Source organism: Dactylosporangium thailandense (assembly GCF_059739745.1).
The window spans coordinates 9,023,159-9,044,055 of the sequence record NZ_AP029195.1; the positions used below are offsets into that span (position 1 = coordinate 9,023,159).

Below are 20,897 nucleotides of genomic sequence, written 5' to 3' on the forward strand. Positions count from 1 at the left end.
ATCAGGTCACGTCGTCCCAGCTGGCGCGGACCGCCGGCTGGGACGCTGGAGCCGGGGCCGCCGCCGGCGCGGGGGCCGTGGCCTTGCCCACGTTCTTGGCGGCCGTCGCGGCGTCCGAGGCGTCGCGCTTGACCTGGTCGGCGACGCCGCGCACGTCGTCGTAGATGCCCTGCAGGGGCTTGCGCAGCGCGGCCTCGTCCTCCTCGCTGAGCAGGTGCTTGCGCAGGAACGTCTTCGGGTGCAGGTCCTCGAGCTGGATGTCGGTGCCGAGCTCCTTGCTCAGGTCGCCGGTGGCGTTGCGGGCCATCTGGCGGACCTGGCGCAGCATCTTCACGCCGTCGCTGATCGCCTTGGGCAGGCGGTCCGGCCCGAAGATGAACACGCCGACCAGGATGATGACCAGGAATTCCCAGCCGCCGATGTCGAAGCCCATGTGCCGGCCCTCCCCTTGCTCTCGCTGCCCAGACTACGCACACCCGGGCCGGTTCCGGGAGGGCCGGTCAGTCCACTTACTTGGCATCTGCCACAAGGGCCACGGAGGCCTTGGCCTTGGCGGCTCCGCGCAGGTATTGGATCTCCACGGTGTCGCCCGGCGCGTATTTGCGGATCAGGGCGGTGAGGTCCCACGACTCGTCGATCGGCTTGCCGTTGACCGCCATGACCACGTCGCCGGCCTTGAGCCCGCCCCCCGCGGCGGGGCCGCCCGGCTCGACGGTGGCCAGGCGCGCGCCCCCGGCCGGGTTCTGGTAGGCGTTGTCGACCTGCACGCCCATCACCGTGCGGCGGGCCTTGCCCGTGTTGATGATGTCGGTGGCGACGCGCCGGGCGTGGTTGATCGGAATGGCGAAGGCCAGCCCGACGTTGCCGGCGCTGGCCTGATCCTCGGAGAGGGTGCCGATGACCGAGTTGATGCCGATCACGCGCCCGGCCGCGTCGAAGAGCGGCCCGCCCGAGTTGCCCTGGTTCACGGCGGCGTCGGTCTGGATCGCCGAGTAGTACCGCGCCGTGCCGTTCTCGCTGGTGCGGATGGGACGGTCGAGGTAGCTGACCACGCCGTAGGTCACGGTGCTGGTCAGCCCGAGCGGCGCGCCGACCGCGACGACCGGGTCGCCGACCTGGACGCCGTCGGAGTTGCCGAACTGGACCGGCGCCAGCTGGCCGTCCGGCAGCCCGTTCGTGTCGATCTTGAGCACCGCGATGTCCGACTCGGGGTCGGTGCCCACGACGCTCGCCACGGCCACGCTGGCGTCGCTGAAGCGGACGGTCGCCGCGCCGGTGCCGCCCTCCACGACGTGGTTGTTCGTGATCACGTGGCCGTCGCCGCTGACGACGAAGCCGGAGCCCAGGGAGGTGCCGTTGCCGACCCGCATGCTGATCGTGACGACGCTCGGGAGGACCTTCTTGACCAGCCCGGCGATCGACTCGGGGGCGCGGTTGTTCAGCGGGGCGTTGCCGACCTGGCCGGAGCCGAGGGTGGCGCCGCCCCCGCCCATCGCGAAGACGTAGCCCAGGGTGCCGCCGAGCGCGCCGGCGAGCAGCGCGGTGACGATCGACACGACGAGGACCAGCCCGATGCCCACCCGCGGCCCGGGCGAGGGCGGCGGGGGCTTCTCGAGCTCGGGCGATTCGTCGGCGGGCGGCTTGACCACCACCACCGGGGCGTCCGGGTCGCGCCACGGGTCGGCCAGCGCGTCGGACCACCAGCTGTCGGGCGCCGGCCTGGGGGCGGCGGCCTGGGGTGCACCGGGTGTGGCCCATGCGGGGCGCGCGCCCCAGCCGGTGTTGCTGGCCGGCGCGCCGGGGCCCGGCTGACGCCAGGCCGAACCGTCTGTCACGATCGGCTCCTCCGTCCGTTTCGCATCCAGCATTACACGCCCCGGCTTCGAGCATGCGGGGGCGAGGTCTCCTAGGCTTGCGGTCAATCGACTTCTCTTAAGGGGTGTCCCATTACCGCCTCCGCCCGGACCGCTGATTTCATCGACGGCTTCGTCGCCGAGGACCCGGTCCTCGCGGCCGCCCGCGAGCAGGCGTTCGAACTGGGCATCAACGCGGTGAGCCGCGGCTGCGGGGCGGCGCTGCGGGTGATCGCGGCGGTGAGCAACGCCAAGGCGGTCGTCGAGGTCGGCACCGGCACCGGGGTGAGCGGCGGCTGGCTGCTGCGCGGGATGCGCCGCGACGGGGTGCTCACCACGATCGACTTCGAGGCCGAGCACCAGCGCGTCGCCCGGCGGGTCTTCTCCGCGGCCGGCAACGCCCCCTCGCGCACGCGGATCATCACCGGCCGCGCGCTCGACGTGCTGCCGCGGCTGGCCGACCGGGCCTATGACCTGGTCTTCGTCGACCACGATCCCAGCGAGTACGGTCCGGTGATCGCCGCGGCCGAGCGGCTCCTGCGCCCCGGCGGCACCCTGGCCCTGGCCGATGCCCTGGCCGGCGGCCGCGTCAGTGATCCCACGGTGCGGGATGCCGAGACGGTACTCCTCCGAGAGGCCGTCAAGTCCCTCCGCGAGAGCGAGGCGTGGATCCCGGCCCTGCTCCCCCTCGGCGACGGACTGCTGCTCGCCGCTCGCGCACAGTAGCGACCGGCGGGCCGCGAACCCGAAACTGTCGTACCGGTGTTCGAAGATGCCCCCATGACCGAACTCGGCATCATCACCCAGACGATCCTGTCCGCCACCGCCCCTTTCGACCTCGGCTGCTCCCTTCGCGCGCTCGCGGACTTCCGGCCCGGCCGGCGCGACATCTCGCTGCGCCCCGGCGAGCGGGTGCGCCGCGCCTTCCCGCACCCGGCCGACCCGGACGCGGCGGTCGTGGTCGAGGTCGCCGAGCGCGACGACGGCGCACCCGGGGCCGGGCTGACCGTGTTCAGCGCGGAGCCGCTCGCCGGGCCCGACCTGGACGCGGTGCGGGTCCGGGTCTCCGGCTGGCTCGGCTTGGACGACGACCGCACCGAGTTCCTGCGCCGCGCCGAGGCCGACGAGTCCGTCCGGCCGCTGCTCGAGGTCGCCCGGGGCCTGCACCAGGTGCGGTTCTCGAGCCTGGCGGAGGGGGTCGTGTATTTCACGCTCCTGCAGAACTCCACCCAGTGGTATGCGACGCTGCGCAAGCGCCGCCTCACCCTCTACCTCGGCGCCCCGGTGCGGGCCGACGGCGAGGACTTCACCGCGATCCCGGACCTGCCGCGGCTGTCGCGGCTCTCGCCGGCCGAGGCGCTGCCCTACGTCGGCGCCCAGAACAAGGCCGAGCGCCTGACCGAGGTGCTCGGCGGGGTGGCCGCGATCGACGAGGAGCTCCTGCGCACCGGCCCCTACGACGAGGCCCGGGCCGCACTGCTGGCGGTGCGGGGCATCGGCGACTACACGGCACACGCGCTGCTGCTGCGGGCCCTCGGCCGGCCGGACGCGGTGCCGCTGGAGATGGAGCAATACGTGCAGACGGCCCGAGCGGTCTACGGCGCCGCGCGGCCGTCGCCGGACGAGCTGCGGGAGCGGTACGGGCCGTTCATCGGGTGGTGGGCCTACACGTGCCGCACCGCCCTCACCTGGCTGGAGCAGGACGAGAAGGCGCGCGAGCGATCCACCCGGCGCCGGACCCCGGCGACGCGGCGTCCGCGCTCGGCGCCGGGCAACACCCACCCGCGGCCGGCTCCCCGGCACCCGGCCCCGTGGAGCCCGAACGATCCCGGCCCGGCCCTCACCGCGCCCGATTCGCCGGACCCCTCGTTCGCGTCCTCGCCCACTTCTCCGCCCTCTTCGCCGCCCGCTTCCGTGCCCAGCTCCCCGACCCCGTCCTCGCCCACTTCTCCGCCCTCTTCCGTGCCCTCCTCCTCGCTCGCTTCCTCCGCCTTCTCGTCCGAGCCTGAGCCGGATCTCGCGATCGAGCCGTCGCCCGACGAGCTGCTGCCCGCGGAGGTCATGGTGGGCTGAGCCGCCCCGAGGCCGGGCCCGCACCGCTGCCGAGCCAGCGGCGCGGGTCCGGCCCCGGCTCACCGCTCGCCAGGGCGACCCGCTCACGGGCTAGGTCCACACCCCTCCGCCGCAACGGCGCCGTGTCCGTGGCCGCCACCGGGCCAGCACCACGACACGTCCAGCACCGCGACACGTCCAGCTGTGGGCGCTCACGTTCTTGGTCTGCCTGCGTTTATGTGGTGTTTCCTGTGCGGCGTGGGGGCTGTAGGCGGATCTGGTCGGTGTGGTCGGTGATGGTGTCGATCTGTGCGGCTAGGTCGGGGTGGTCGGATAGGTGTTGGTAGGTGGCGGCGAGCAGGGCGGGCAGGGCGGTCGCGTCGGGGTCGCCGAGGGCTTGGTGTAGTTGGGCGAGGTCGGTGGTGGCGGTGTCGTCGAGGTCGGTGAGGGCGGTGATTTGGCCGGCGAGCCGGCGCAGGTCGGCGGTGTTGTCGTTGGCCCATTGGGCGACGGCGCGGTTGCCGGCGCGGCGGTCGCGTTCGGCTTGGACGCGGTCGTCTCGGGTGTCTCCGGGCTGGTCGGTGGGGGCGGCGGAGCTGCGTAGGTAACGGCGTTCGGCGGCTTGGCGGCTGGCCACTCCGAGGGCGGGTGCGAGGGCTTGCCAGGAGATCCCGGCAGCGCGGGCGGCGGCGATCAGGACTGGTTCGAGGCCGGCCAGTTCGGTCTGTGCCCGGCGCAGCAGCACCAGGGCGTCGAGCAGCTCGGCGCCGGTCACCGGCAACCTGTCGATGGCGGGCTGCTGAACCGCCTGCGCCATGGTGGCGACCGCGGCAACGGCTTCGGCGAGATCGCGGCGTTCGGGCGGGCCCGTGCTGGTGGCGGGTGTGTAGGGCATGCGCGCCCTTCCTGTCTGGCGTCATCGTTTTGATGACGAACTGCTTGTCATCGGAGCGATGACGTGTTAGAAAAACGGTATCGCGCATTGACTGTCACGTCGAGACCGCAGGAGGTGGGAACATGTTGATGCGCAGCGAACCCTTCACCGAGGTCAACCGGATCGCCCAGCAGCTGTTCGGGGTGCAGGCGACCGGGACCTGGTCACGTCCGACGGCGATGCCGGCCGACGCGTTCCGCAACGGCGACGAGTTCGTGATCGCGTTCGACCTGCCCGGGGTGGAGGCCGACGCGATCGACATCGACGTGGAACGCAACGTGCTGACCGTCCGCGCCGAGCGCCGCCCGATCGACCTGGGCGAGCAGGCCACGGTGCAGTTGAGCGAGCGTCCGCTGGGGGTGTTCTCCCGGCAGCTGTTCCTCGGCGACGCGCTGGACACCGACCACATCGACGCCGCGTATGACAATGGCGTGCTGGTCGTGCGGATCCCGATCAAGGAGAAGGCCAAGCCCCGCAAGATCAGCGTGGCCGGGCGCGAACACGCCGAACAGAAGGTGATCACCGGCTGATCTGGCGGTTCGCCAGATCAGCCCCTCCCCAGTAGGACCGGACGTGGCGGGTGGTGACCGGCATGACCAACGATCCCGTAGCGCAGGCGGGCACCGCGTTGTCCCCGGAGTGGGACCATGGCTTCGACGAAGCGTTCACCGAACTCATCTGCGGCGACCCCGAGTTGGTCCGCGCCGAGTTCGACGCCCTGATCGGCGCCGGCTTCGACGAACCACCCACGCCCCCGGCGCCACCCGCCGCGTCCGCTGCCCAGCCGGCGCCCTCCCCGGAGCGACCGGACACCTCGCCGACACCGGCGGCAAACGACGGGCGCCCGCCCGGCGCCGCCGCCGGCAACAACCCACGATCACCACCCTGAACCGCCCTGGGGCGAGGGACCGACCCGGCGGAACTCCCACGTCCCCGAGCCACCGCGCCCCTTGGGGCCGACACGAGACCGTCGGCCCCAAGGGCGCGATGGGGAGGAGAAAGGAGGTCGAACGCGATACCGAGATGGAGATCAAGCATGCGGCCCCAGCTGCCAAACCCGGCCGCGATAGCTCAATGGACAAGCCGATGACGAGGAGGGTGGCGACGACGGGGTTAGGGAACAGCGGATACCAGTCCTGCGGTGCCCGGTTGGCGGTGATCGCGATTGATCGGCCTTCGGCGCCGCGCTGGGAGATCAGCTCGTAGAGGTCGTCGGCCTGGCCCGGGGTGAACTCGCGCATCGCGAAGCCGTCCAGGATCAGCAGGTCGGCTTTGACGTGTGCGGCCAGGCGTTTGTCGAAGGTACGGCCGCCGGCCAGATCGGCCAGGATGCGGCTGGTCTTGTGGAAGCGGACCTCGGCGCCAGAGCGGATGGCCAGGTGTTCCATGGCCTGGGCGACATGGGTTTTCCCGACGCCGACGGCGCCGTAGAGGATGATCGATTCGCCGGCTTGCAGCCAGCGCAGCGCGGCGAGGTCACGGATCTGCGCGGCCGGGAGTTTCGCGTTGGCGCCGAAGTCGAAGCCTTCGCGGGTGGTCTCGGTGCCGAAGCGGGCGCGGCGCAGCCGGCGGCCCATGGCGACCTGTTGAGCGAATCAGCCCTCGACAGGAACATTCGGTGAGCGCCGACACCAGCACCACGACACGTCCAGCACCGGGCCCGAAGGCCCGGTGCGGACTCAGAGGATGCCCTCCAGCTGGTCCTTGTAGCCGAGGATCTGCTCCGGGTCGGCGTCGAGCACGTCGCGCAGGAGGGTCGCGTAGACCTTGCGGAAGTCGGTCGTGAACTTCAGGTCGCCGTTGTCCAGGTCGGCGAGGCTGGGCTGCTCGCCGTAGAGGCCGCCCTTCACCGGGCTGCCCAGGACGAACATGTTCGAGGCGGTGCCGTGGTCCGTGCCGTCGGAGCCGTTGGCGGCCACGCGGCGGCCGAACTCCGAGTACACGGCGACGACCACCTTGCGGCCGGCCTCGGTCTTGGCCATGCGGTCGGCGAACGTGGTGAGCGCCTCGTCGAGGAGCTTGAGCAGGATCTCCTGCGAGTTGCGCTCCTCGGCGTGCAGGTCGAAGCCGCCGAGGGAGACGGAGAAGACGCGGGTGGCCACGTTCGCCTCGACGCAGCGGGCCACGAGGCCGAGCTGGGTCTTGAGGTCGGAGCGGCCGCCGGTGCCGGTGCCGGTCGACGTGGACATCTCGCCGTCGCCGTCGTGGTCGTCGACGCTGTGGATGAGCGCGTCGACCTCGACGAGGTCGGCGAAGGCGCGGGCGGCCCGGGCCTGCAGCGGCGGCTCGCCGTCGGAGGCCTTGCCGAACGCGGTGAGCACCTCGGGCTTGACCCCGTTGGGCAGGGTGAGGCCGGAGACGGGCACGGCGGCCCCGGCGGTCGTGGCGCCGGCCAGCAGCGGCGGCAGCACCGGCTCGAACGACACCGCGTGGCGCGGGTCGCCGCCGAACGTGTCGAGCCAGCGGCCCAGCCAGCCGGTGTTGCCGGGGCGGTCGGGCTGCGCGGTCTGCCAGATGTCCATGGACCGGAAGTGGCTGTGGTCGGGCTTCGGGTAGCCGACGCCGCGGACGATGGCGAGCTTCTTCGCGTCGAACATGCGCTTGAGGCCGGCGAGCCCGGGGTTGAGGCCGAGGGTGTCGTCGAGCCTGAGGACCTCCTCGGGCTTGTAGGCGAGCTCGTGGCGGGCGGGGGCGTAGGCCTTGTCGGCGTACGGGATGACGTTGGCCAGGCCGTCGTTGCCGCCGTAGAGCGTGACGAGCACGAGCGTCTTGGCGTCGCCGGGGCGGTCGTCCCAGGCGGCGGTGTCGAAGATGTCGCGCAGGGTCCAGGCACCGCCGGCGACGAGGGCCGCGCCTCCGGCCACGCCGCTGGCGATCAGGAACTTCCTACGAGTCAGGGCGTCCATGCCGCCTCCTTTCAGCGTCAGTTGATCGGCAGGCCGCGGTGAGCACCGCCGGCGTGGCGTCCATGCCATCTCCATGCAGCGTCAGTTGATCGCGTATTCGGGGCTGGCCAGGCCCAGCGTCAGCAGGCGCCGGGCGTCGTTCGCGGCCGGGGTCAGCGCGGCCAGCGTGCGGTCCGTGAACGCGTCGATCACGAGCAGGCGGGCCAGGGCCGTGGGGCGCTGGGCGGCGGGGACGGCGGTGAGGCGGTCCAGTACCGGCTGCGGAGCCCGCGCGGCGAGGGTCTGGGCGAGCTTGATCCGGCCCTGGGTGGCCGAGGTCGTGAGCCACGCCGCGCCCGCGGGCCAGCCGCCCACGCTCGGCGGGCGGAGCGGGACCTGGCCCAGCTGGTTCAGGGCGTTGAGGAGCTGCTTGCGCTGGGCGTCGGGGAGCTCACCGGGGCGGATCCGCAGCTGGCGCAGGGCGCCGACGAGCCACTCGACGGGCTGCTTGACGAGTTCGGCGTGGCCGTCGGCGGCGAGCAGGGAGCGTAGTACCGCCGCCGTCGTCTTCTGGGTCTTGGCGGCGTCGAGGACGTCCTGCGGGATGGGGGCGTCGCTGCAGTAGCGCAGCCAGAGGCGCCTCGCGACGAACTCGGGGCAGGCCGGCTGGGCGAGCAGGACGTCGGCGAAGCCGTCGGCGTCGAAGTCGGCGGTCCGGCCGAGGATCGTCTTGGGCTTGTCGTCGTGGCGCTTGGCGTTGAGCGTCGCGGTGCCCGCCTTCTGGTCCACCACCCAGCCGGTCAGGGCCCGCGCGCCCTCGCGCACGTCCTGCTCGGTGTAGTGGCCCACGCCGAGCGTGAAGAGCTCCATGAGCTCGCGAGCCAGGTTCTCGTTCGGGGCCTTGTTGGTGTTCTTCTGCCCGTCCAGCCAGATGATGAGCGCGGGGTCGCGCAGCATCGCGTGCACCTGGGTGGCGAAGTCGCCGAGGGCGGTGCGGAACAGGGTCTGCTGCTGGCCGAGCATCAGCGGGCCGGACTTGACCTTGTCGGCGGACGTGGCCCAGTGCCCGTGCCAGAAGAAGGTCAGCTTCTCGTGCACCTGGTGGTCGGCCTGCACCATGCGGTCCAGCCACCAGGTGCCGGCGGTCCGGATCTGCTCGGCGCGGTCGGTCTTGTCGTTGAGCACCGGGCCGAGCTTCGGCAGTGGCGTGCGGGCCGCTCCGGCGTCGGGGTCGGGCGGGCTGAACAGGGCGTCCAGGGTCGCCGCCGGGCCCTTGGACTCGGCGGCGTCGACCTCCTCCGCGGTGGGCCCGAACGTCGCCCGGCGCAGCAGATGCGCGACCTTCTCACGATCGGCCATGGAGCCCAGGCTATGGCGCGTTTGTACGAGGCACGTTAAGCCAGGCTCAGCCCTCGTTGAAGAAGACCGCAACATATACGATAAGTCCGATATGTCGCGGCGCGCAGCGCCCGACATATCGCGCCCCTACCGTCAGCGGCCCTCGTACACCGGCTTCTGCTTGGCCACGAAGGCCGCCGTCGCGTTGCGGTGGTCCGCGCTGTGGCCGCACAGCGCCTGAGCCTCGGCCTCGACCGCCAGGGCGTCCGCCAGGGACCCCGAGCCGCCCGCCGCCAGCTCGCGCTTGATCTGGGCGTACGCGATCGTCGGGCCCGCGGCCAGGCGTCCGGCCAGCTCCAGCGCCGCGGGCAGGACGTCCTCGTCGGACTCGGCCAGGCGGGTCAGCATGCCCAGGGCGAAGGCGGCCTCGGCCTTCACCGGCTCGGCCAGCAGCAGCAGCTCGGTCGCCTTCGCGTGGCCGACGATCCGCGGCAGGCTCCAGGAGATGCCGGTGTCGCCGGCGAGCCCGACGTTGGCGAAGGCCATCAGGAACGCGGTCTTCGGGCCGCCGACGCGGAAGTCGGCGAGCAGGGCCAGGGACGCGCCGGCGCCGGCGGCCATGCCGTTGACCGCGGCGACGACGGGCTTGGGCAGGCCGGCCAGCAGCGTGGCGATCGGGTTGTAGTGCTCGGTGACGGTGGACAGGGAGGCGCCGGTGCCGGCCTCCAGGGAGCTGGCGTGCTCGCGCAGGTCCTGGCCGCCGCAGAACGCGCGACCGGCGCCGGTGAGGACCACGGCGCGCACCGATGCGTCGTCCGCGAGGTCCTTCAGCGTGTCGCGCAGGGCCACCTTCAGGCTGTCGGTCAGGGAGTTGAGGGCATCGGGGCGGTTGAGGGTCAGGATCGCCACACCGGTCTCGGTGCGCTCCAGGAGCAGGTCGTCCATGGCTTCTCCAATGGTCAGAGGGTCAGGCAGGCGTCCACGAACCGGTCGGCGGCGGGACGCAGACGCAGGGCGTGGTAGTCGAAGAAGGCCGCCGCCGCGGTGCCGGCCCAGCGCTCGGGCAGCAGCTGCGGCGGCAGCTGGGGGTCGCGGAAGAGGAACCCGCGCCAGGCGTGGACCAGCGTGAACCGGACCGCGTAGGCCTGCTCGTCGGGCGTGGCCGGGCCGACGGACTGCACCAGCGGCGTGAGGCGCTCGACGAACTCGCCGTAGGCCGCGGCGATCGCGTCGAGGTCCCAGGCTCTGGCGACGAGATGCATTGCTCCATCGGTACCGCCGGAATGCTCCGCAGTAAAGCGGTCGTAGCGCACACCGGCCTCCGTGAGCAGCGCGTCGACGCCCTCCCCCGGGCGCGGGGCGATCCAGGTGGAGCCGTCGACCGAGCCGTAGCCGAGGAATCCGAGGTTCGCCACCAGTCTCGCCCGCGCGCCGCGGTGCGCGGGCGGTTCCAGCGTGATGAGATCGAACCTGCCGGTCCACGCGCTCCCGGGGCCGCCGGGTCGCTGGGTGCGGTAGATGCGGGCACCGGCGGCATCGAGGCGGCGTGCCGCCTTGGGGGTGATGCCGTAGCCGGGGCCGGTCGGCAACCGTAGGGGATGCAGCCAGCCCTGCCGGACCATTCGCGACACCGCGGTGCGGACGGCCGGCGCGGCGATGCCGAGGGGAGCGAGCAGGCGCACGAGGGCGGCGACGGCAGCCCGCCCGCCACGCGGGCGCAGATGGTCGCCGTAGAGGTCAAAGAGGGCGGACCGGGCCTGCATGGCCGCTTATTGTGACAGTTGACCGGCATTTCCCGCCAGGAGTTGTCACAAGGTTCGCGCCCCGGTTTGGGTCTTGGGGCCATCATCAGGGAAAATCATCGGTTGGTGCGTACCTCACGGAGCCTGCGGGTCCGGTCGAGGCTCCGTGAACGGGCGCGCCGGCATGCGGGGACGGCTGTGCCACCTGGTGTCTGGGACATCAGGGAGCGAAGGGAGACAACATGGCGGCCATGAAGCCGCGGACAGGCGACGGTCCGCTGGAGGTCACCAAGGAGGGCCGCGGCATCGTCATGCGCGTCCCACTCGAGGGTGGTGGGCGGCTCGTCGTCGAGATGACCAAGGATGAGGCCAACGAGCTCAGCGAGGCGCTGAAGACGGCCACTGGCTGAGTCTTCCTGCATACGGCTCCGCTTTCGGGTTGACTGGGTTGGGAGGAGCGGCCGGCGTGCGGTCGCTCCCGTTGCTGTGCGCACGAAATGCGCCGGAACATGGAGGGTCTCCTTGCTGGACATCAGGTTCGCCACGGGTCGCGGCTCCTCCGGCGCGGTGGCCGTCGTGGTGACGTCCAGCGACCCCGAGTCCGCCGTCGACCTGCTGCACCTCGGCCCGGCCGACCTGGCCGAGTGCGCGGCGTTCCTGGAGGACGTCGAGCACACCGGGTCGGCCGGCACCGTGCACAAGCTCCCGCGGCCGGGACGCAAACCCTCGCCGCTGCTGTTCGCCGGCATCGGCGAGGGCGACGAAGCCGGCTGGCGGGCCGCGGGCGCGGCGCTGGCCAAGCAGGCGCGCTCCGAGACCTCGCTGCGGGTACTGGCGCCGCAGGACTCCCCGCCCGCCGCGATCCGCGCGCTGGCCGAGGGCCTGTGGCTCGCCTCCTACCGCTTCCGCCTCGCCGACGCCGAGCCCGACCCGCTGCGCCGCGTCACCGTGGCGCTGCCGGCGAGCGACGAGCTGAACGCCGCGCTGGAGCAGGCCCGGGCGATCGTCACCGCCACGACGCTGGCCCGTGACCTGACCAACATGCCCAGCGACCGCAAGACGCCGGCCTGGTTCGCCAAGCAGGTCGTCAAGGCCGCCGCCGGGGTGCCCGGGGTGACGGTCGAGGTCCGCGAGCCCGCCTACCTGCGCGAGCACGGCTTCAACGCGATCCTCACGGTCGGGCAGGGGGCCGCGGCCGAGCGCGGGCCGCGCCTGGTCGAGATGTCGTGGCGCCCCCGCGGCGCGAAGCGGCACGTGGTGCTGGTCGGCAAGGGGATCACGTTCGACACCGGCGGCGTCTGCGTCAAGCCGCTGGCCGGGATGAAGCTGATGCGCAAGGACATGGGCGGCGCGGCCGCGGTCGTGGGCGCGACGCTCGCCGCCGCCGCGATGCGGCTGCCGGTGCGGATCACCGCGCTGGCGCCGCTGGCCGAGAACGCGCTCGGCGCCGACAGCATGCGCCCCGGCGACGTGGTCACGCACTACGGCGGGATCACGTCGGAGATCCTCAACACCGACGCCGAGGGCCGGCTGGTGCTCGGCGACGCGATGGCCTACGCCGTGCGCCGCCTGCGCCCCGACGTGATGATCGACCTGGCCACGCTCACCGGCGCTCAGGGTGTCGCGCTGGGCAAGCGCACCGCCGCGATGTACAGCCACAGCGACACCCTCGCCGACGACCTCGCGGCCGCGGCCGAGGCGTGCGGCGAGTCGGTGTGGCGGATGCCGCTGAGCGAGGACTACGCCGAGGAGATCCGCGGCGACCTCACCGACATCATCAACTCGACCGACATCGGCGCCGGGTCGCTGCTGGCCGCGCTCTACCTGCGCGAGTTCACCGGCCCGCTGCGGGACCGCTGGGCGCACTTCGACATGTCCTCGCCCGCGTGGGCCGACTCCGGCGACGGCGAGCTGGCCAAGGGCGCCACGGGCTGGGGCGTACGGACGCTGACCCGGTGGCTGGAACAGGAAACCGCCGCCGCCTGAGCAGGCGGCGGCGGTCCCGTGCCGAGCGTTACAGGATCGTCCAGGTGTCGCCGCTGTTGAGCAGCGAGGCGAGCTCCTCGTCGGGCGTGCCCTTCGCCTTGGCCTTGGCCGCGACGAGCTGGTCGCGCACGACGTCGTCGTAGGCCGGCCGCTCCACCGAGCGGAACACGCCGATCGGGGTGTTGCGCAGGTCGAGGCCGGGCAGGCGGGACAGCGCGAACGCGTAGGCCGGCTCGGCGACCGACTGGTCGTGCACCACGATCTCCTCGGGCGCGACGTCGGCGGTCCGCACCACGGAGAGGCCGAAGCCGCCGGGCGGGTGGGTGACCGCCCACTCGCCGTCCTTGCCGAACGTGATCGGCCGGCCGTGCTCGAGCCGGATGACGAAGTCGTCGCGGGTCGAGGGCTCCTTGAGGGCGTCGAACGCGCCGTCGTTGAAGATGTTGCAGTTCTGGTAGATCTCGACGAACGCGGAGCCGCGGTGCTCGGCCGCGGCGCGCAGCACCGACTGCAGGTGCTTGCGGTCCGAGTCGATGGTCCGCGCGACGAAGCTCGCCTCCGCGCCCAGGGCCAGGGAGATCGGGTTGAACGGCGCGTCGGCCGAGCCCGCCGGGGTCGACTTGGTGATCTTGCCGACCTCGGAGGTGGGCGAGTACTGCCCCTTCGTCAGGCCGTAGATCTTGTTGTTGAACAGCAGGATCTTCAGGTTGACGTTGCGGCGCAGCGCGTGGATGAGGTGGTTGCCGCCGATCGACAGCGCGTCACCGTCGCCCGTGACCACCCAGACCGACAGGTCCGGCCGCGACACGGACAGCCCGGACGCGATCGCCGGCGCACGGCCGTGGATCGAGTGCATGCCGTACGTGTTCATGTAGTACGGGAACCGCGAGGAGCAGCCGATGCCGGAGACGAACACGATCCGCTCGCGCGGGATGTTGAGCTCGGGCATGAACGACTGGACCGCGGCCAGGATCGCGTAGTCCCCGCAGCCGGGGCACCAGCGGACCTCCTGGTCGGACTTGAAGTCCTTCGTCGTGAGCTTCAACTGCTCAGGCATTCTTGACCACTTCCTCGAGCACACCCTCCAGCTCGGCCGCGGTGAACGGCAGGCCGCGGACCTGGTTGTAGGCGATGACGTCGACCAGGTAGCGCGACCGGATCACACCGGCGAGCTGACCGAGGTTCATCTCCGGGATGACGACCTTGTCGTAGGACTTGAGCACCTCGCCCAGGTTCTTCGGCATGGGCGAGAGGTGGCGCAGGTGCGCCTGGGCCACGGCCAGGCCCCGCTGGCGCAGCGCGCGGGCGGCGGCGCCGATCGGGCCGAAGGTCGAGCCCCACCCGAGCACCAGCACGCGCGCGGAGCCGTCCGGGTCCTCGACCTCGACGTCGGGCACGTCGATGCCCTCGATGCGGGCCGCGCGGGTGCGCACCATGAAGTCGTGGTTGGCCGGGTCGTAGGAGATGTCACCGGTCTTGTCGGCCTTCTCGAGGCCGCCGATGCGGTGCTCGAGGCCGGGCGTGCCGGGGACGGCCCACGGGCGGGCGAGCGTCTTCGGGTCGCGCAGGTAGGGCAGGAACGTCTTGCCGTCCTCGCCGTTGGGCTCGGTGGCGAACTGCACCCGCAGGTCGGGCAGGTCGCCGACCTCCGGGAGGCGCCACGGTTCGGAGCCGTTGGCGATGTACCCGTCCGAGAGCAGGATCACCGGGGTGCGGTACGTCAGCGCGATGCGAGCCGCCTCGAGCGCGGTGTTGAAGCAGTCCGCGGGCGAGCGTGGCGCGAGCACCGCCACCGGGGCCTCGCCGTGCCGGCCGAACAGGGCCATGTTCAGGTCGGCCTGCTCGGTCTTGGTCGGCAGGCCCGTGGAGGGTCCGGCCCGCTGCACGTCGATGATCACCAGCGGCAGCTCCAGCGCGACCGCGAGCGAGATCGTCTCGCCCTTGAGCGCGACGCCGGGGCCGGAGGTCGTGGTCACGCCGAGCGCGCCGCCGTAGGAGGCGCCCAGGGCCACACCGATCGCGGCGATCTCGTCCTCGGCCTGCACGGTGGTCACGCCGAACTTCTTGTGCTTGCTGAGCTCGTGCAGGATGTCCGAGGCCGGGGTGATCGGGTAGGCACCCAGGAACACGGGCAGCTGGGCGCGCACACCGGCCGCGACGATGCCCAGGGCGAGGGCCGCGTTGCCGGTGATGTTGCGGTAGTTGCCCGGCACCATCCGCGCCGGCTTCACCTCGTAGCGCACCGCGAAGTTCTCGGTGGTCTCGCCGAAGTTCCAGCCGGCCTTGAACGCGGCGATGTTCGCGGCGACGAGCTCCGGGCGGGAGGCGAACTTGCGCTCCAGGAACGACAGCGTGGACTCGTGCGGGCGCGAGTACATCCACGACAGCAGGCCCAGCGCGAACATGTTCTTGGCCCGCTCGGCGTCCTTCTTGGAGATCTCGAACGACTCCAGCGCCTTCACCGTCATCGAGGTCAGGCCGACCGGGGCGACGTTCCAGCCCTCCAGCGTGCCGTCCTCGAGCGGGTTGGACGAGTACCCCACCTTGGCGAGGTTGCGGTTGGTGAACTCGTCGGTGTTGACGATGATCGAGGCGCCCTTGGGCAGGTCGGCGAGGTTCGCCTTCAACGCCGCGGGGTTCATGGCCACGAGCACGTTCGGCGCGTCACCGGGCGTGAGGATGTCGAAGTCGGCGAAGTGCACCTGGAAGCTCGACACGCCCGGCAGGGTGCCGGCGGGGGCCCGGATCTCGGCGGGGAAGTTGGGCAGGGTGGATATGTCGTTGCCGAGCTGCGCGGTCTCGGACGTGAAGCGGTCACCGGTGAGCTGCATGCCGTCGCCGGAATCGCCAGCGAACCTGATGACCACTCGATCCAGCTGGCGGACCTGCTTGGTCACGTGAGCTGACCTCCTGTGGCGGCGGATGGGTTGTCGTACACCCCTGAGGGTACGTCGGCGTGAACGGCTCGCCTGCGGCGCATATCGCTTCCGCGGCGGCCAAGGTGCGACTTTCGTCATTGCGCGCGGCGCGCTGGTGTGCACCGCGGACGAATACCAACAATGCGGGCGCTCAGTCGTCGTCCTCGTCCGGCCCGGCCTGCTCGCGGTCGCGGAAACCGGAGCCGGCCACCGGGCCGCTGGGCAGGCGCGGGAGGGTCAGCGACCGGGGGACCGGCGAGCGGGTCAGCGCGGCCGACGGGCCGGTCGGGCCGCCGCTCTGGGCCGGCACCAGCACCACGTCCTCGACCTCGTCGGCGCTCAGCGCGTCGTCCTCGGCGTCGTCGCGCATGCGGCGGCGCACCGAGAACACGACCAGCGCGCCGACGATCGCGACCAGCCCGACGATGCCGCCCACGATCGGCAGGCTGGACATCGTCCCGCCGTCGTCGGACTGCTTGCGCAGGCTGAAGTCGGTCTCGAAGGTCCGCTGGGCGACCGGGGACGGCGGCGCCGAGGTCGGCAGCGGGGCCTCCACGCCGGCCAGCGGGGGCGCGGTGATCTTGTAGTCGTAGCGGGTCTCGATCATGTCCTGGCCGGGCGGTACGAGGTACCCGTGCACCGCCCCGGTCAGCGGCAGCTCGGCGCGGGCGGCGGCGCTGACGGTCATCCCGAAGACGGTCGAGACCTCCTTGCCGGCCGCGATGTCACCGAGCTCACACCGGTCCCGGTCGGGGCCGACGCGCCTGTGCGAGCGGCACACGGACGGGAACGTGACCAGATCCACACCGGGCGGCGTGACGATCTCGACCGCGCCCGTGGCCTTGGTCGCGCCGGTGTTGCGCAGGCGCACCGCGAGCTGCAGCGACTCGTCCTGCGGGGCGGCGGCGGCCGGTAGCGGCGGGGCCGAGGTGCTCAGCTCGATGCCGGGCGTCGGCGGCGTGGTGAACGCGAACGAGATCGGGACGATCCGCTGGTACTGCCCGAGAGCGCCGGTGACCTGCCCGAGCCCGATGGTCTTCCAGGCCCCCTGGTCGACGTTCACCTTCACCACGATCTGGCCCAGGCCCTGCTCGGGCAGCGCGCAGCTGAAGCTCAGCGCGGCGGGGGCCACGGCGCAGCCGCCGGTGCCGTACGCGCCGGTGGGCTGGGCCCCGCTCGGCAGCGCGTAGAAGCCGGTGACGGTGTCCTTGCCGACGTTCTCGCCGGTGTTCTTGACCGCGATGACCAGCTCGCCCGAGCCGTCGCCCTGCCAGTACGCGTCGCCGAGCGACACCGTGCTCACGGTCATCTTGAACCGGTGCACGGCCGGCGGCGGAGGCGGCGCGGCGGTCGTCGTCGGCGGGGGTGGCGGCGGGGCCTCGGTGGTGGTCGGGGCCTGGGTGGGCGCGGTGGTCGTCGGCTCCTGCGTCGGGACGTCGGTGGTGGGAGTCTCGACGGGAGCGGTACTGGTCTCGCCTTCGCCCGGCTCCGCGTGCGCCGGCACGGCGAACAGCAGGGCGCAGGCGGCGGCCAGGAGCACGAAGGAGCCGGCCCGCAGCCGCCGTGTGGTTCGGCGGCCCGAGGGTGCTTCCATGAGGGGGTGTCCTTCTGATCTCGTGTCGGGCGGGGTCTCATCCGCCTGGCTTTTTGCCGTCCGGCAAGAAACCTGAAGCACATTATCTAGACAGTTTCACGTTTTCGGCATGTCGGAGATCGTGATGATGCGTGTACGGTGCGTGCCATGAGCGGATATCTGGGTGGATATGCGACGCTCGGGCTCCTGCTCCTGGTCGGAGCCGCGGTGTTCGTCGCCGCGTTTACGGCCAACCGGCTGCTGGGTCCGCGCCGTTCGGCCGCCCGGGCGGACAGCATGGACCCGAAGTACGAGACGTACGAGTGCGGGTTGGACCCGGTCGGGGGTGACTGGGCCCAGGCTCAGATCCGCTACTATGTGTACGCCTATCTATACGCTCTGTTCGCCGTGGAGAGCGTGTTCCTCTTCCCGTGGGCGGTGATCTACACCGCGCCCGGCTACGGCGGGGCGGTCGTGGCCGAGATGGCGATCTTCGTGGCCGTGCTCTTCCTCGGCATCCTCTACGCGTGGCGCAAGAACATCCTGCGCTGGACCTGACCCGCGGCCCTACGCGAGGCCGCGCCGCGCCACCGACGGCTGGCGGTCGCCCCGGATGGCCGCCACGGTGTCGAGCACGCGGCGGGTCTCGCGCACCTGGTGCGCGCGGAACACCCGGGCCCCCAGCCAGGCCGAGACCGCCGTCGCCGCCAGGGTGCCCTCCAGCCGCTCCCCCACCGGCAGGTCGAGGGTCTCGCCGATGAAGTCCTTGTTCGACAGCGCGACGAGCACCGGCCAGCCCGTCGCGACCAGCTCGCCGAGCCGGTTGGTGATCGCCAGCGAGTGGCGGGTGTTCTTGCCGAAGTCGTGGGCCGGGTCGATCAGGATGCCGTCGCGGCGCACTCCGAGGGCGAGGGCGCGCTCGGCCAGGGCGGTCACCGTCCGTACGACATCCGCCACCGGATCCGCGAAGGCCGTGCGGTGCGGACGGGTCCGCGGGGTGAGACCGCCCGCGTGGGAGCACACCAGGCCCGCCCCGGTCTCCGCGGCGACCTCGGCCAGGCCGGGGTCGGCCCCGGCCCAGGTGTCGTTGATCAGGTCCGCGCCGGCCGCGACGACCTCGCGGGCCACCTCCGCCCGCCAGGTGTCGATCGAGATCACGACCTCGGGGAACATCGCGCGGATCTTCTCCACCGTCGGCAGCGTGCGGCGCAGCTCCTCGGCGGCGTCCACGGTCTCGCCCGGGCCGGCCTTCACCCCGCCGATGTCGACAATGTCCGCCCCCTCGGCGACCGCGGCCTCCACGGCCCGCAGCGCCGCGTCCTCCGCGAAAGTTGCACCGCGGTCGAAGAAGGAGTCCGGAGTCCGGTTGACGATCGCCATCACCGCGTAGTCGCCGTCGGCGAAGCGCCGGGCGCCCAGACGAAACATCGCATGACCTCCGTGTTTCCTACAGATGGGTGTGCCGGGCTCGCCCAGGCGTACTCAGCGTGCCACGATTCCCCCTATGGCTGAGTTCCTCCTGGTGTTGATCGCCGCAGTGGTTGTCGGGGCCATCGGGTTCGGCGTGTCCTTGTTGATCACCGGTGACGACCCGGGAATCGAAGGACATGAACCCGACGGACGCTCCGTACCGCTGCCGTCGTCCCGCCCGCTGGTCGAGGGTGACGTCAACCAGCTCCGGTTCGACACGGTCGTCCGCGGATACCGGATGAACCAGGTCGACACCGCGCTGCGGCGGGCCGGATACGACATCGGCTACAAGGAGGAGCTGATCCAGGTCCTCGAGGCCGAGATCAAGGCGCTCCGCGAGGGCCGCCAGGAGGACGCCGACGCGCTGCGCGACGCCCGCCAGGCCGCGGCCTCGGGCGCCGCCTCCGAGGCCCCGATCGAGCCTCCCGCCGACGTCATCGAACTGGGCCCGCGCAAGCCCGCGGCCAAGGCCACCGACGAGGACGCCCCCGAAGACGCCGCCGACGACGCCTCCTGGGACCGTTCCTCCCCGGTGGTGCAGTGACCGCGGACGACTACGCCGAGGCGGAGCGGCCCGGACCCGGCGAGGTGACGGCGACGGTCATCGTCGCCGCCCCCGCCGCCCGGGTCTTCGCGGCCCTCACCGACTGGTCGCGGCAGGGCGAGTGGATCCCGTTCACGACGGTCCGGGTGCTCTCCGGCGACGGCGGCGAGGGCAGCCAGATCGAGGCCGTGACGCAGGTCGGGCCCGCGTCGGTGCGCGACCTCATGCGCGTCGTGAAGGTCGACCCGCCGTTCGAGCTTCGAGTCGTCCACTACGGCAAGGTCCTGCGGGGCCCCGGCGTGCTGCGCTGCACCCAGCTGGGCAAGGACCGCACCCAGGTGGTCTGGCACGAATGGTTCCAGCTGCCGGCGGGCAACGCCGGCAAGGTCGCGTGGCCGCTGCTCTGGCCCGGTTCCAAGGCCGGTCTCACGGCGGCGCTGCGCCGGTTCGCCCGCATGGTGGAGTCCGGACTTTTTGTCGTACCCCCCGAGTAGGTTGCCTGTCATGGGTGACGTGGTGATGGGGGCGGACGGGCTGGCCCGGTGCGGCTGGGGCGCCTCGACCCCCGACTACCTGGACTATCACGACACCGAGTGGGGCCGGGCGGTCCGGGACGACGACGGGCTGTTCGAGCGCATGTCCCTCGAGGCGTTCCAGTCCGGGCTGTCCTGGATCACGATCCTGCGCAAGCGGCCCTCGTTCCGGGCGGCGTTCGCCGGGTTCGAGATCGAGAAGGTCGCCGCGTTCGGGGAGGCCGACGTCGACCGGCTCCTCGCCGACGCGGGCATCGTGCGCAACCGGGCCAAGATCGAGGCGGCCATCGCGAACGCGCGCGCGGCGGCCGAGCTGCCCGGGGGGATCGCGGCCCTGCTGTGGTCGTTCGCGCCCGACCCGCGCCCGGAGCGGCCCGCGGACTTCTCGAAGGTGCCGGCCGTCACACCGGAGTCGAAGGCGATGGCGAAGGAGCTCAAGAAGCGGGGCTTCCGATTCGTCGGGCCGACGACGGCGTATGCGCTGATGCAGGCGACCGGGATGGTCAACGATCACGTGGCCGGGTGTTTCGTCGAGCTCCCGTGAGCGCGTGATGCAATGGCGCCATGGCTAAGTGGGTCGTGGTCGTCTCCGAGGAGCAGTACGCGAACGAGCGGGTGTACGGGGCCGGTGGGCTGAACGCCCCCGAGCTGGCGCCCGGGGACGAGGCGCTGCTCGTGGCCGGCGGCGACGAGCCCGTCGTGTTCGGGCTCGGGCGGGTCGACCAGGACGGGCAGCTCCAATACACGGTGAACCTGCTCGACTCGCCGCTGCCCGCCGGTGGCCTCGCGGCGCGCACCGGCCGGCTCGACGAGGCCAACTTCCTGGCCGTCGCCCGGCAGATCGCCCCGCCGAAGCCCGCGCCCCGGCGCACCTACCTGGTCAGCGTCGACATGCCGATCGAGGCCGCCTCGCCCGGTGAGGCCGTGCGGGCCTTCTGGAGCTACGTGCGCGAGCTCGGCCCCGCCGAGCTGCCCGCGTTCGTGTGGCCCGCCGGGGACGAGCTCGCCATGCAGGCCTACGTCCTCGGGGTCGAGGCCAACCAGGACCCCGAGGAGGAGTGAGCAGGCC

22 protein-coding genes are annotated in these 20,897 nt (G+C 72.0%); 10 read left to right on the forward strand and 12 right to left on the reverse strand.

The features are described from left to right. Position 1: 1 nt before the first annotated feature. Together tatB and AC6JBM_RS40120 are read right to left on the reverse strand one after the other, a co-directional pair. Positions 2 to 433, reverse strand: coding sequence for a Sec-independent protein translocase protein TatB (gene tatB / locus AC6JBM_RS40115; protein ID WP_497979050.1), 432 nt, complete (start codon positions 431 to 433; stop codon positions 2 to 4). Positions 434 to 509: 76 nt separating this feature from the next. After that, complete coding sequence (locus tag AC6JBM_RS40120; protein WP_497979051.1) at positions 510 to 1,835, reverse strand: S1C family serine protease; 1,326 nt, start codon at positions 1,833 to 1,835, stop codon at positions 510 to 512. A 141-nt stretch (positions 1,836 to 1,976) separates the two neighbouring features. On the opposite strand from AC6JBM_RS40120, the gene AC6JBM_RS40125 reads away from it, so the two are divergent. After that, positions 1,977 to 2,579 carry an O-methyltransferase gene (locus AC6JBM_RS40125; protein WP_497986632.1) on the forward strand — a complete coding sequence of 201 codons (603 nt, stop codon included), beginning with the start codon at positions 1,977 to 1,979 and terminating at the stop codon, positions 2,577 to 2,579. Between the two features lie 54 nt (positions 2,580 to 2,633). Further along, positions 2,634 to 3,926, forward strand: a complete 1,293-nt coding sequence (locus AC6JBM_RS40130) for a DNA glycosylase family protein (RefSeq protein WP_497979052.1) — start codon at positions 2,634 to 2,636, stop codon at positions 3,924 to 3,926. Positions 3,927 to 4,140: 214 nt separating this feature from the next. On the opposite strand, the gene AC6JBM_RS40135 is transcribed toward AC6JBM_RS40130, so the two are convergent. Next, positions 4,141 to 4,800: a hypothetical protein gene (locus AC6JBM_RS40135; protein WP_497979053.1), complete on the reverse strand. Its 660-nt coding sequence runs from the start codon at positions 4,798 to 4,800 to the stop codon at positions 4,141 to 4,143. A 122-nt stretch (positions 4,801 to 4,922) separates the two neighbouring features. On the opposite strand from AC6JBM_RS40135, the gene AC6JBM_RS40140 reads away from it, so the two are divergent. Continuing rightward, positions 4,923 to 5,369, forward strand: a complete 447-nt coding sequence (locus AC6JBM_RS40140; protein ID WP_497979054.1) for an Hsp20/alpha crystallin family protein — start codon at positions 4,923 to 4,925, stop codon at positions 5,367 to 5,369. Positions 5,370 to 5,513: 144 nt separating this feature from the next. Here AC6JBM_RS40140 and AC6JBM_RS40145 read toward each other — a convergent pair whose 3' ends face one another. The 5 genes from AC6JBM_RS40145 to AC6JBM_RS40165 form a co-directional block, all read right to left on the reverse strand. Beyond that, the gene (locus AC6JBM_RS40145; RefSeq protein ID WP_497979055.1) at positions 5,514 to 6,416 is read right to left on the reverse strand and encodes an ATP-binding protein; all 903 of its coding nucleotides are present in this window, start codon (positions 6,414 to 6,416) and stop codon (positions 5,514 to 5,516) included. Positions 6,417 to 6,518: 102 nt separating this feature from the next. Further along, complete coding sequence (locus AC6JBM_RS40150; protein ID WP_497979056.1) at positions 6,519 to 7,745, reverse strand: DUF1501 domain-containing protein; 1,227 nt, start codon at positions 7,743 to 7,745, stop codon at positions 6,519 to 6,521. Positions 7,746 to 7,826: 81 nt separating this feature from the next. Beyond that, entirely contained in the window at positions 7,827 to 9,083 is a 1,257-nt protein-coding gene (locus tag AC6JBM_RS40155) for a DUF1800 domain-containing protein (RefSeq protein WP_497979057.1), read from the reverse strand. Positions 9,084 to 9,215: 132 nt separating this feature from the next. Continuing rightward, positions 9,216 to 10,007 (reverse strand): enoyl-CoA hydratase-related protein, encoded by a 792-nt coding sequence (locus tag AC6JBM_RS40160; protein ID WP_497979058.1) that lies wholly within the window; start codon positions 10,005 to 10,007, stop codon positions 9,216 to 9,218. A gap of 14 nt (positions 10,008 to 10,021) precedes the next feature. Further along, the gene (locus AC6JBM_RS40165; RefSeq protein WP_350612221.1) at positions 10,022 to 10,825 is read right to left on the reverse strand and encodes a PaaX family transcriptional regulator; all 804 of its coding nucleotides are present in this window, start codon (positions 10,823 to 10,825) and stop codon (positions 10,022 to 10,024) included. Between the two features lie 221 nt (positions 10,826 to 11,046). On the opposite strand from AC6JBM_RS40165, the gene AC6JBM_RS40170 reads away from it, so the two are divergent. Further along, positions 11,047 to 11,214, forward strand: a complete 168-nt coding sequence (locus AC6JBM_RS40170) for a DUF3117 domain-containing protein (RefSeq protein WP_081971220.1) — start codon at positions 11,047 to 11,049, stop codon at positions 11,212 to 11,214. 112 nt (positions 11,215 to 11,326) lie between these two features. Beyond that, the gene (locus tag AC6JBM_RS40175) at positions 11,327 to 12,790 is read left to right on the forward strand and encodes a leucyl aminopeptidase family protein (RefSeq protein WP_497979059.1); all 1,464 of its coding nucleotides are present in this window, start codon (positions 11,327 to 11,329) and stop codon (positions 12,788 to 12,790) included. A 28-nt stretch (positions 12,791 to 12,818) separates the two neighbouring features. On the opposite strand, the gene AC6JBM_RS40180 is transcribed toward AC6JBM_RS40175, so the two are convergent. The 3 genes from AC6JBM_RS40180 to AC6JBM_RS40190 form a co-directional block, all read right to left on the reverse strand. Continuing rightward, positions 12,819 to 13,847: a 2-oxoacid:ferredoxin oxidoreductase subunit beta gene (locus AC6JBM_RS40180; protein WP_497979060.1), complete on the reverse strand. Its 1,029-nt coding sequence runs from the start codon at positions 13,845 to 13,847 to the stop codon at positions 12,819 to 12,821. Next, positions 13,840 to 15,687: a 2-oxoacid:acceptor oxidoreductase subunit alpha gene (locus AC6JBM_RS40185; protein ID WP_497979061.1), complete on the reverse strand. Its 1,848-nt coding sequence runs from the start codon at positions 15,685 to 15,687 to the stop codon at positions 13,840 to 13,842. Before AC6JBM_RS40185 ends, AC6JBM_RS40180 begins: the two co-directional genes overlap by 8 nt. Before the next feature lie 172 nt (positions 15,688 to 15,859). Further along, on the reverse strand, positions 15,860 to 17,302 hold the full coding sequence (locus AC6JBM_RS40190) for a hypothetical protein (protein ID WP_497979062.1): 1,443 nt from the start codon (positions 17,300 to 17,302) through the stop codon (positions 15,860 to 15,862). Between the two features lie 147 nt (positions 17,303 to 17,449). Here AC6JBM_RS40190 and AC6JBM_RS40195 point away from each other — a divergent pair, with 147 nt between their 5' ends. After that, complete coding sequence (locus tag AC6JBM_RS40195) at positions 17,450 to 17,839, forward strand: NADH-quinone oxidoreductase subunit A (protein ID WP_497979063.1); 390 nt, start codon at positions 17,450 to 17,452, stop codon at positions 17,837 to 17,839. A gap of 9 nt (positions 17,840 to 17,848) precedes the next feature. On the opposite strand, the gene folP is transcribed toward AC6JBM_RS40195, so the two are convergent. Next, positions 17,849 to 18,709, reverse strand: coding sequence for a dihydropteroate synthase (folP, locus tag AC6JBM_RS40200; protein ID WP_497979064.1), 861 nt, complete (start codon positions 18,707 to 18,709; stop codon positions 17,849 to 17,851). A 76-nt stretch (positions 18,710 to 18,785) separates the two neighbouring features. Between folP and AC6JBM_RS40205 the strand changes: the two genes are divergently transcribed. Genes AC6JBM_RS40205 through AC6JBM_RS40220 form a run of 4 tightly spaced genes read left to right on the forward strand, consistent with a single transcriptional unit; the run spans position 18,786 to position 20,890 of the window. After that, positions 18,786 to 19,295 (forward strand): DivIVA domain-containing protein, encoded by a 510-nt coding sequence (locus tag AC6JBM_RS40205; protein WP_497979065.1) that lies wholly within the window; start codon positions 18,786 to 18,788, stop codon positions 19,293 to 19,295. Next, complete coding sequence (locus AC6JBM_RS40210) at positions 19,292 to 19,789, forward strand: SRPBCC family protein (protein WP_497979066.1); 498 nt, start codon at positions 19,292 to 19,294, stop codon at positions 19,787 to 19,789. Before AC6JBM_RS40205 ends, AC6JBM_RS40210 begins: the two co-directional genes overlap by 4 nt. A gap of 10 nt (positions 19,790 to 19,799) precedes the next feature. Beyond that, positions 19,800 to 20,372, forward strand: coding sequence for a DNA-3-methyladenine glycosylase I (locus tag AC6JBM_RS40215; RefSeq protein ID WP_350612230.1), 573 nt, complete (start codon positions 19,800 to 19,802; stop codon positions 20,370 to 20,372). 20 nt (positions 20,373 to 20,392) lie between these two features. Continuing rightward, complete coding sequence (locus tag AC6JBM_RS40220) at positions 20,393 to 20,890, forward strand: hypothetical protein (RefSeq protein WP_497979067.1); 498 nt, start codon at positions 20,393 to 20,395, stop codon at positions 20,888 to 20,890. Positions 20,891 to 20,897 lie beyond the last annotated feature (7 nt).

Bases quoted from the DNA above. Each gene is read 5' to 3' on its own strand.
- AC6JBM_RS40145 (WP_497979055.1), bottom strand. From the start codon at position 6,416: ATGGGCCGCCGGCTGCGCCGCGCCCGCTTCGGCACCGAGACCACCCGC.
- folP (WP_497979064.1), bottom strand. From the start codon at position 18,709: ATGTTTCGTCTGGGCGCCCGGCGCTTCGCCGACGGCGACTACGCGGTG.
- AC6JBM_RS40130 (WP_497979052.1), top strand. From the start codon at position 2,634: ATGACCGAACTCGGCATCATCACCCAGACGATCCTGTCCGCCACCGCC.
- AC6JBM_RS40195 (WP_497979063.1), top strand. From the start codon at position 17,450: ATGAGCGGATATCTGGGTGGATATGCGACGCTCGGGCTCCTGCTCCTG.
- AC6JBM_RS40215 (WP_350612230.1), top strand. From the start codon at position 19,800: ATGGGTGACGTGGTGATGGGGGCGGACGGGCTGGCCCGGTGCGGCTGG.
- AC6JBM_RS40170 (WP_081971220.1), top strand. From the start codon at position 11,047: ATGGCGGCCATGAAGCCGCGGACAGGCGACGGTCCGCTGGAGGTCACC.
- AC6JBM_RS40165 (WP_350612221.1), bottom strand. From the start codon at position 10,825: ATGCAGGCCCGGTCCGCCCTCTTTGACCTCTACGGCGACCATCTGCGC.
- AC6JBM_RS40140 (WP_497979054.1), top strand. From the start codon at position 4,923: ATGTTGATGCGCAGCGAACCCTTCACCGAGGTCAACCGGATCGCCCAG.
- AC6JBM_RS40155 (WP_497979057.1), bottom strand. From the start codon at position 9,083: ATGGCCGATCGTGAGAAGGTCGCGCATCTGCTGCGCCGGGCGACGTTC.
- AC6JBM_RS40220 (WP_497979067.1), top strand. From the start codon at position 20,393: ATGGCTAAGTGGGTCGTGGTCGTCTCCGAGGAGCAGTACGCGAACGAG.
- AC6JBM_RS40135 (WP_497979053.1), bottom strand. From the start codon at position 4,800: ATGCCCTACACACCCGCCACCAGCACGGGCCCGCCCGAACGCCGCGAT.
- AC6JBM_RS40180 (WP_497979060.1), bottom strand. From the start codon at position 13,847: ATGCCTGAGCAGTTGAAGCTCACGACGAAGGACTTCAAGTCCGACCAG.
- tatB (WP_497979050.1), bottom strand. From the start codon at position 433: ATGGGCTTCGACATCGGCGGCTGGGAATTCCTGGTCATCATCCTGGTC.
- AC6JBM_RS40160 (WP_497979058.1), bottom strand. From the start codon at position 10,007: ATGGACGACCTGCTCCTGGAGCGCACCGAGACCGGTGTGGCGATCCTG.
- AC6JBM_RS40150 (WP_497979056.1), bottom strand. From the start codon at position 7,745: ATGGACGCCCTGACTCGTAGGAAGTTCCTGATCGCCAGCGGCGTGGCC.
- AC6JBM_RS40190 (WP_497979062.1), bottom strand. From the start codon at position 17,302: ATGGAAGCACCCTCGGGCCGCCGAACCACACGGCGGCTGCGGGCCGGC.
- AC6JBM_RS40205 (WP_497979065.1), top strand. From the start codon at position 18,786: ATGGCTGAGTTCCTCCTGGTGTTGATCGCCGCAGTGGTTGTCGGGGCC.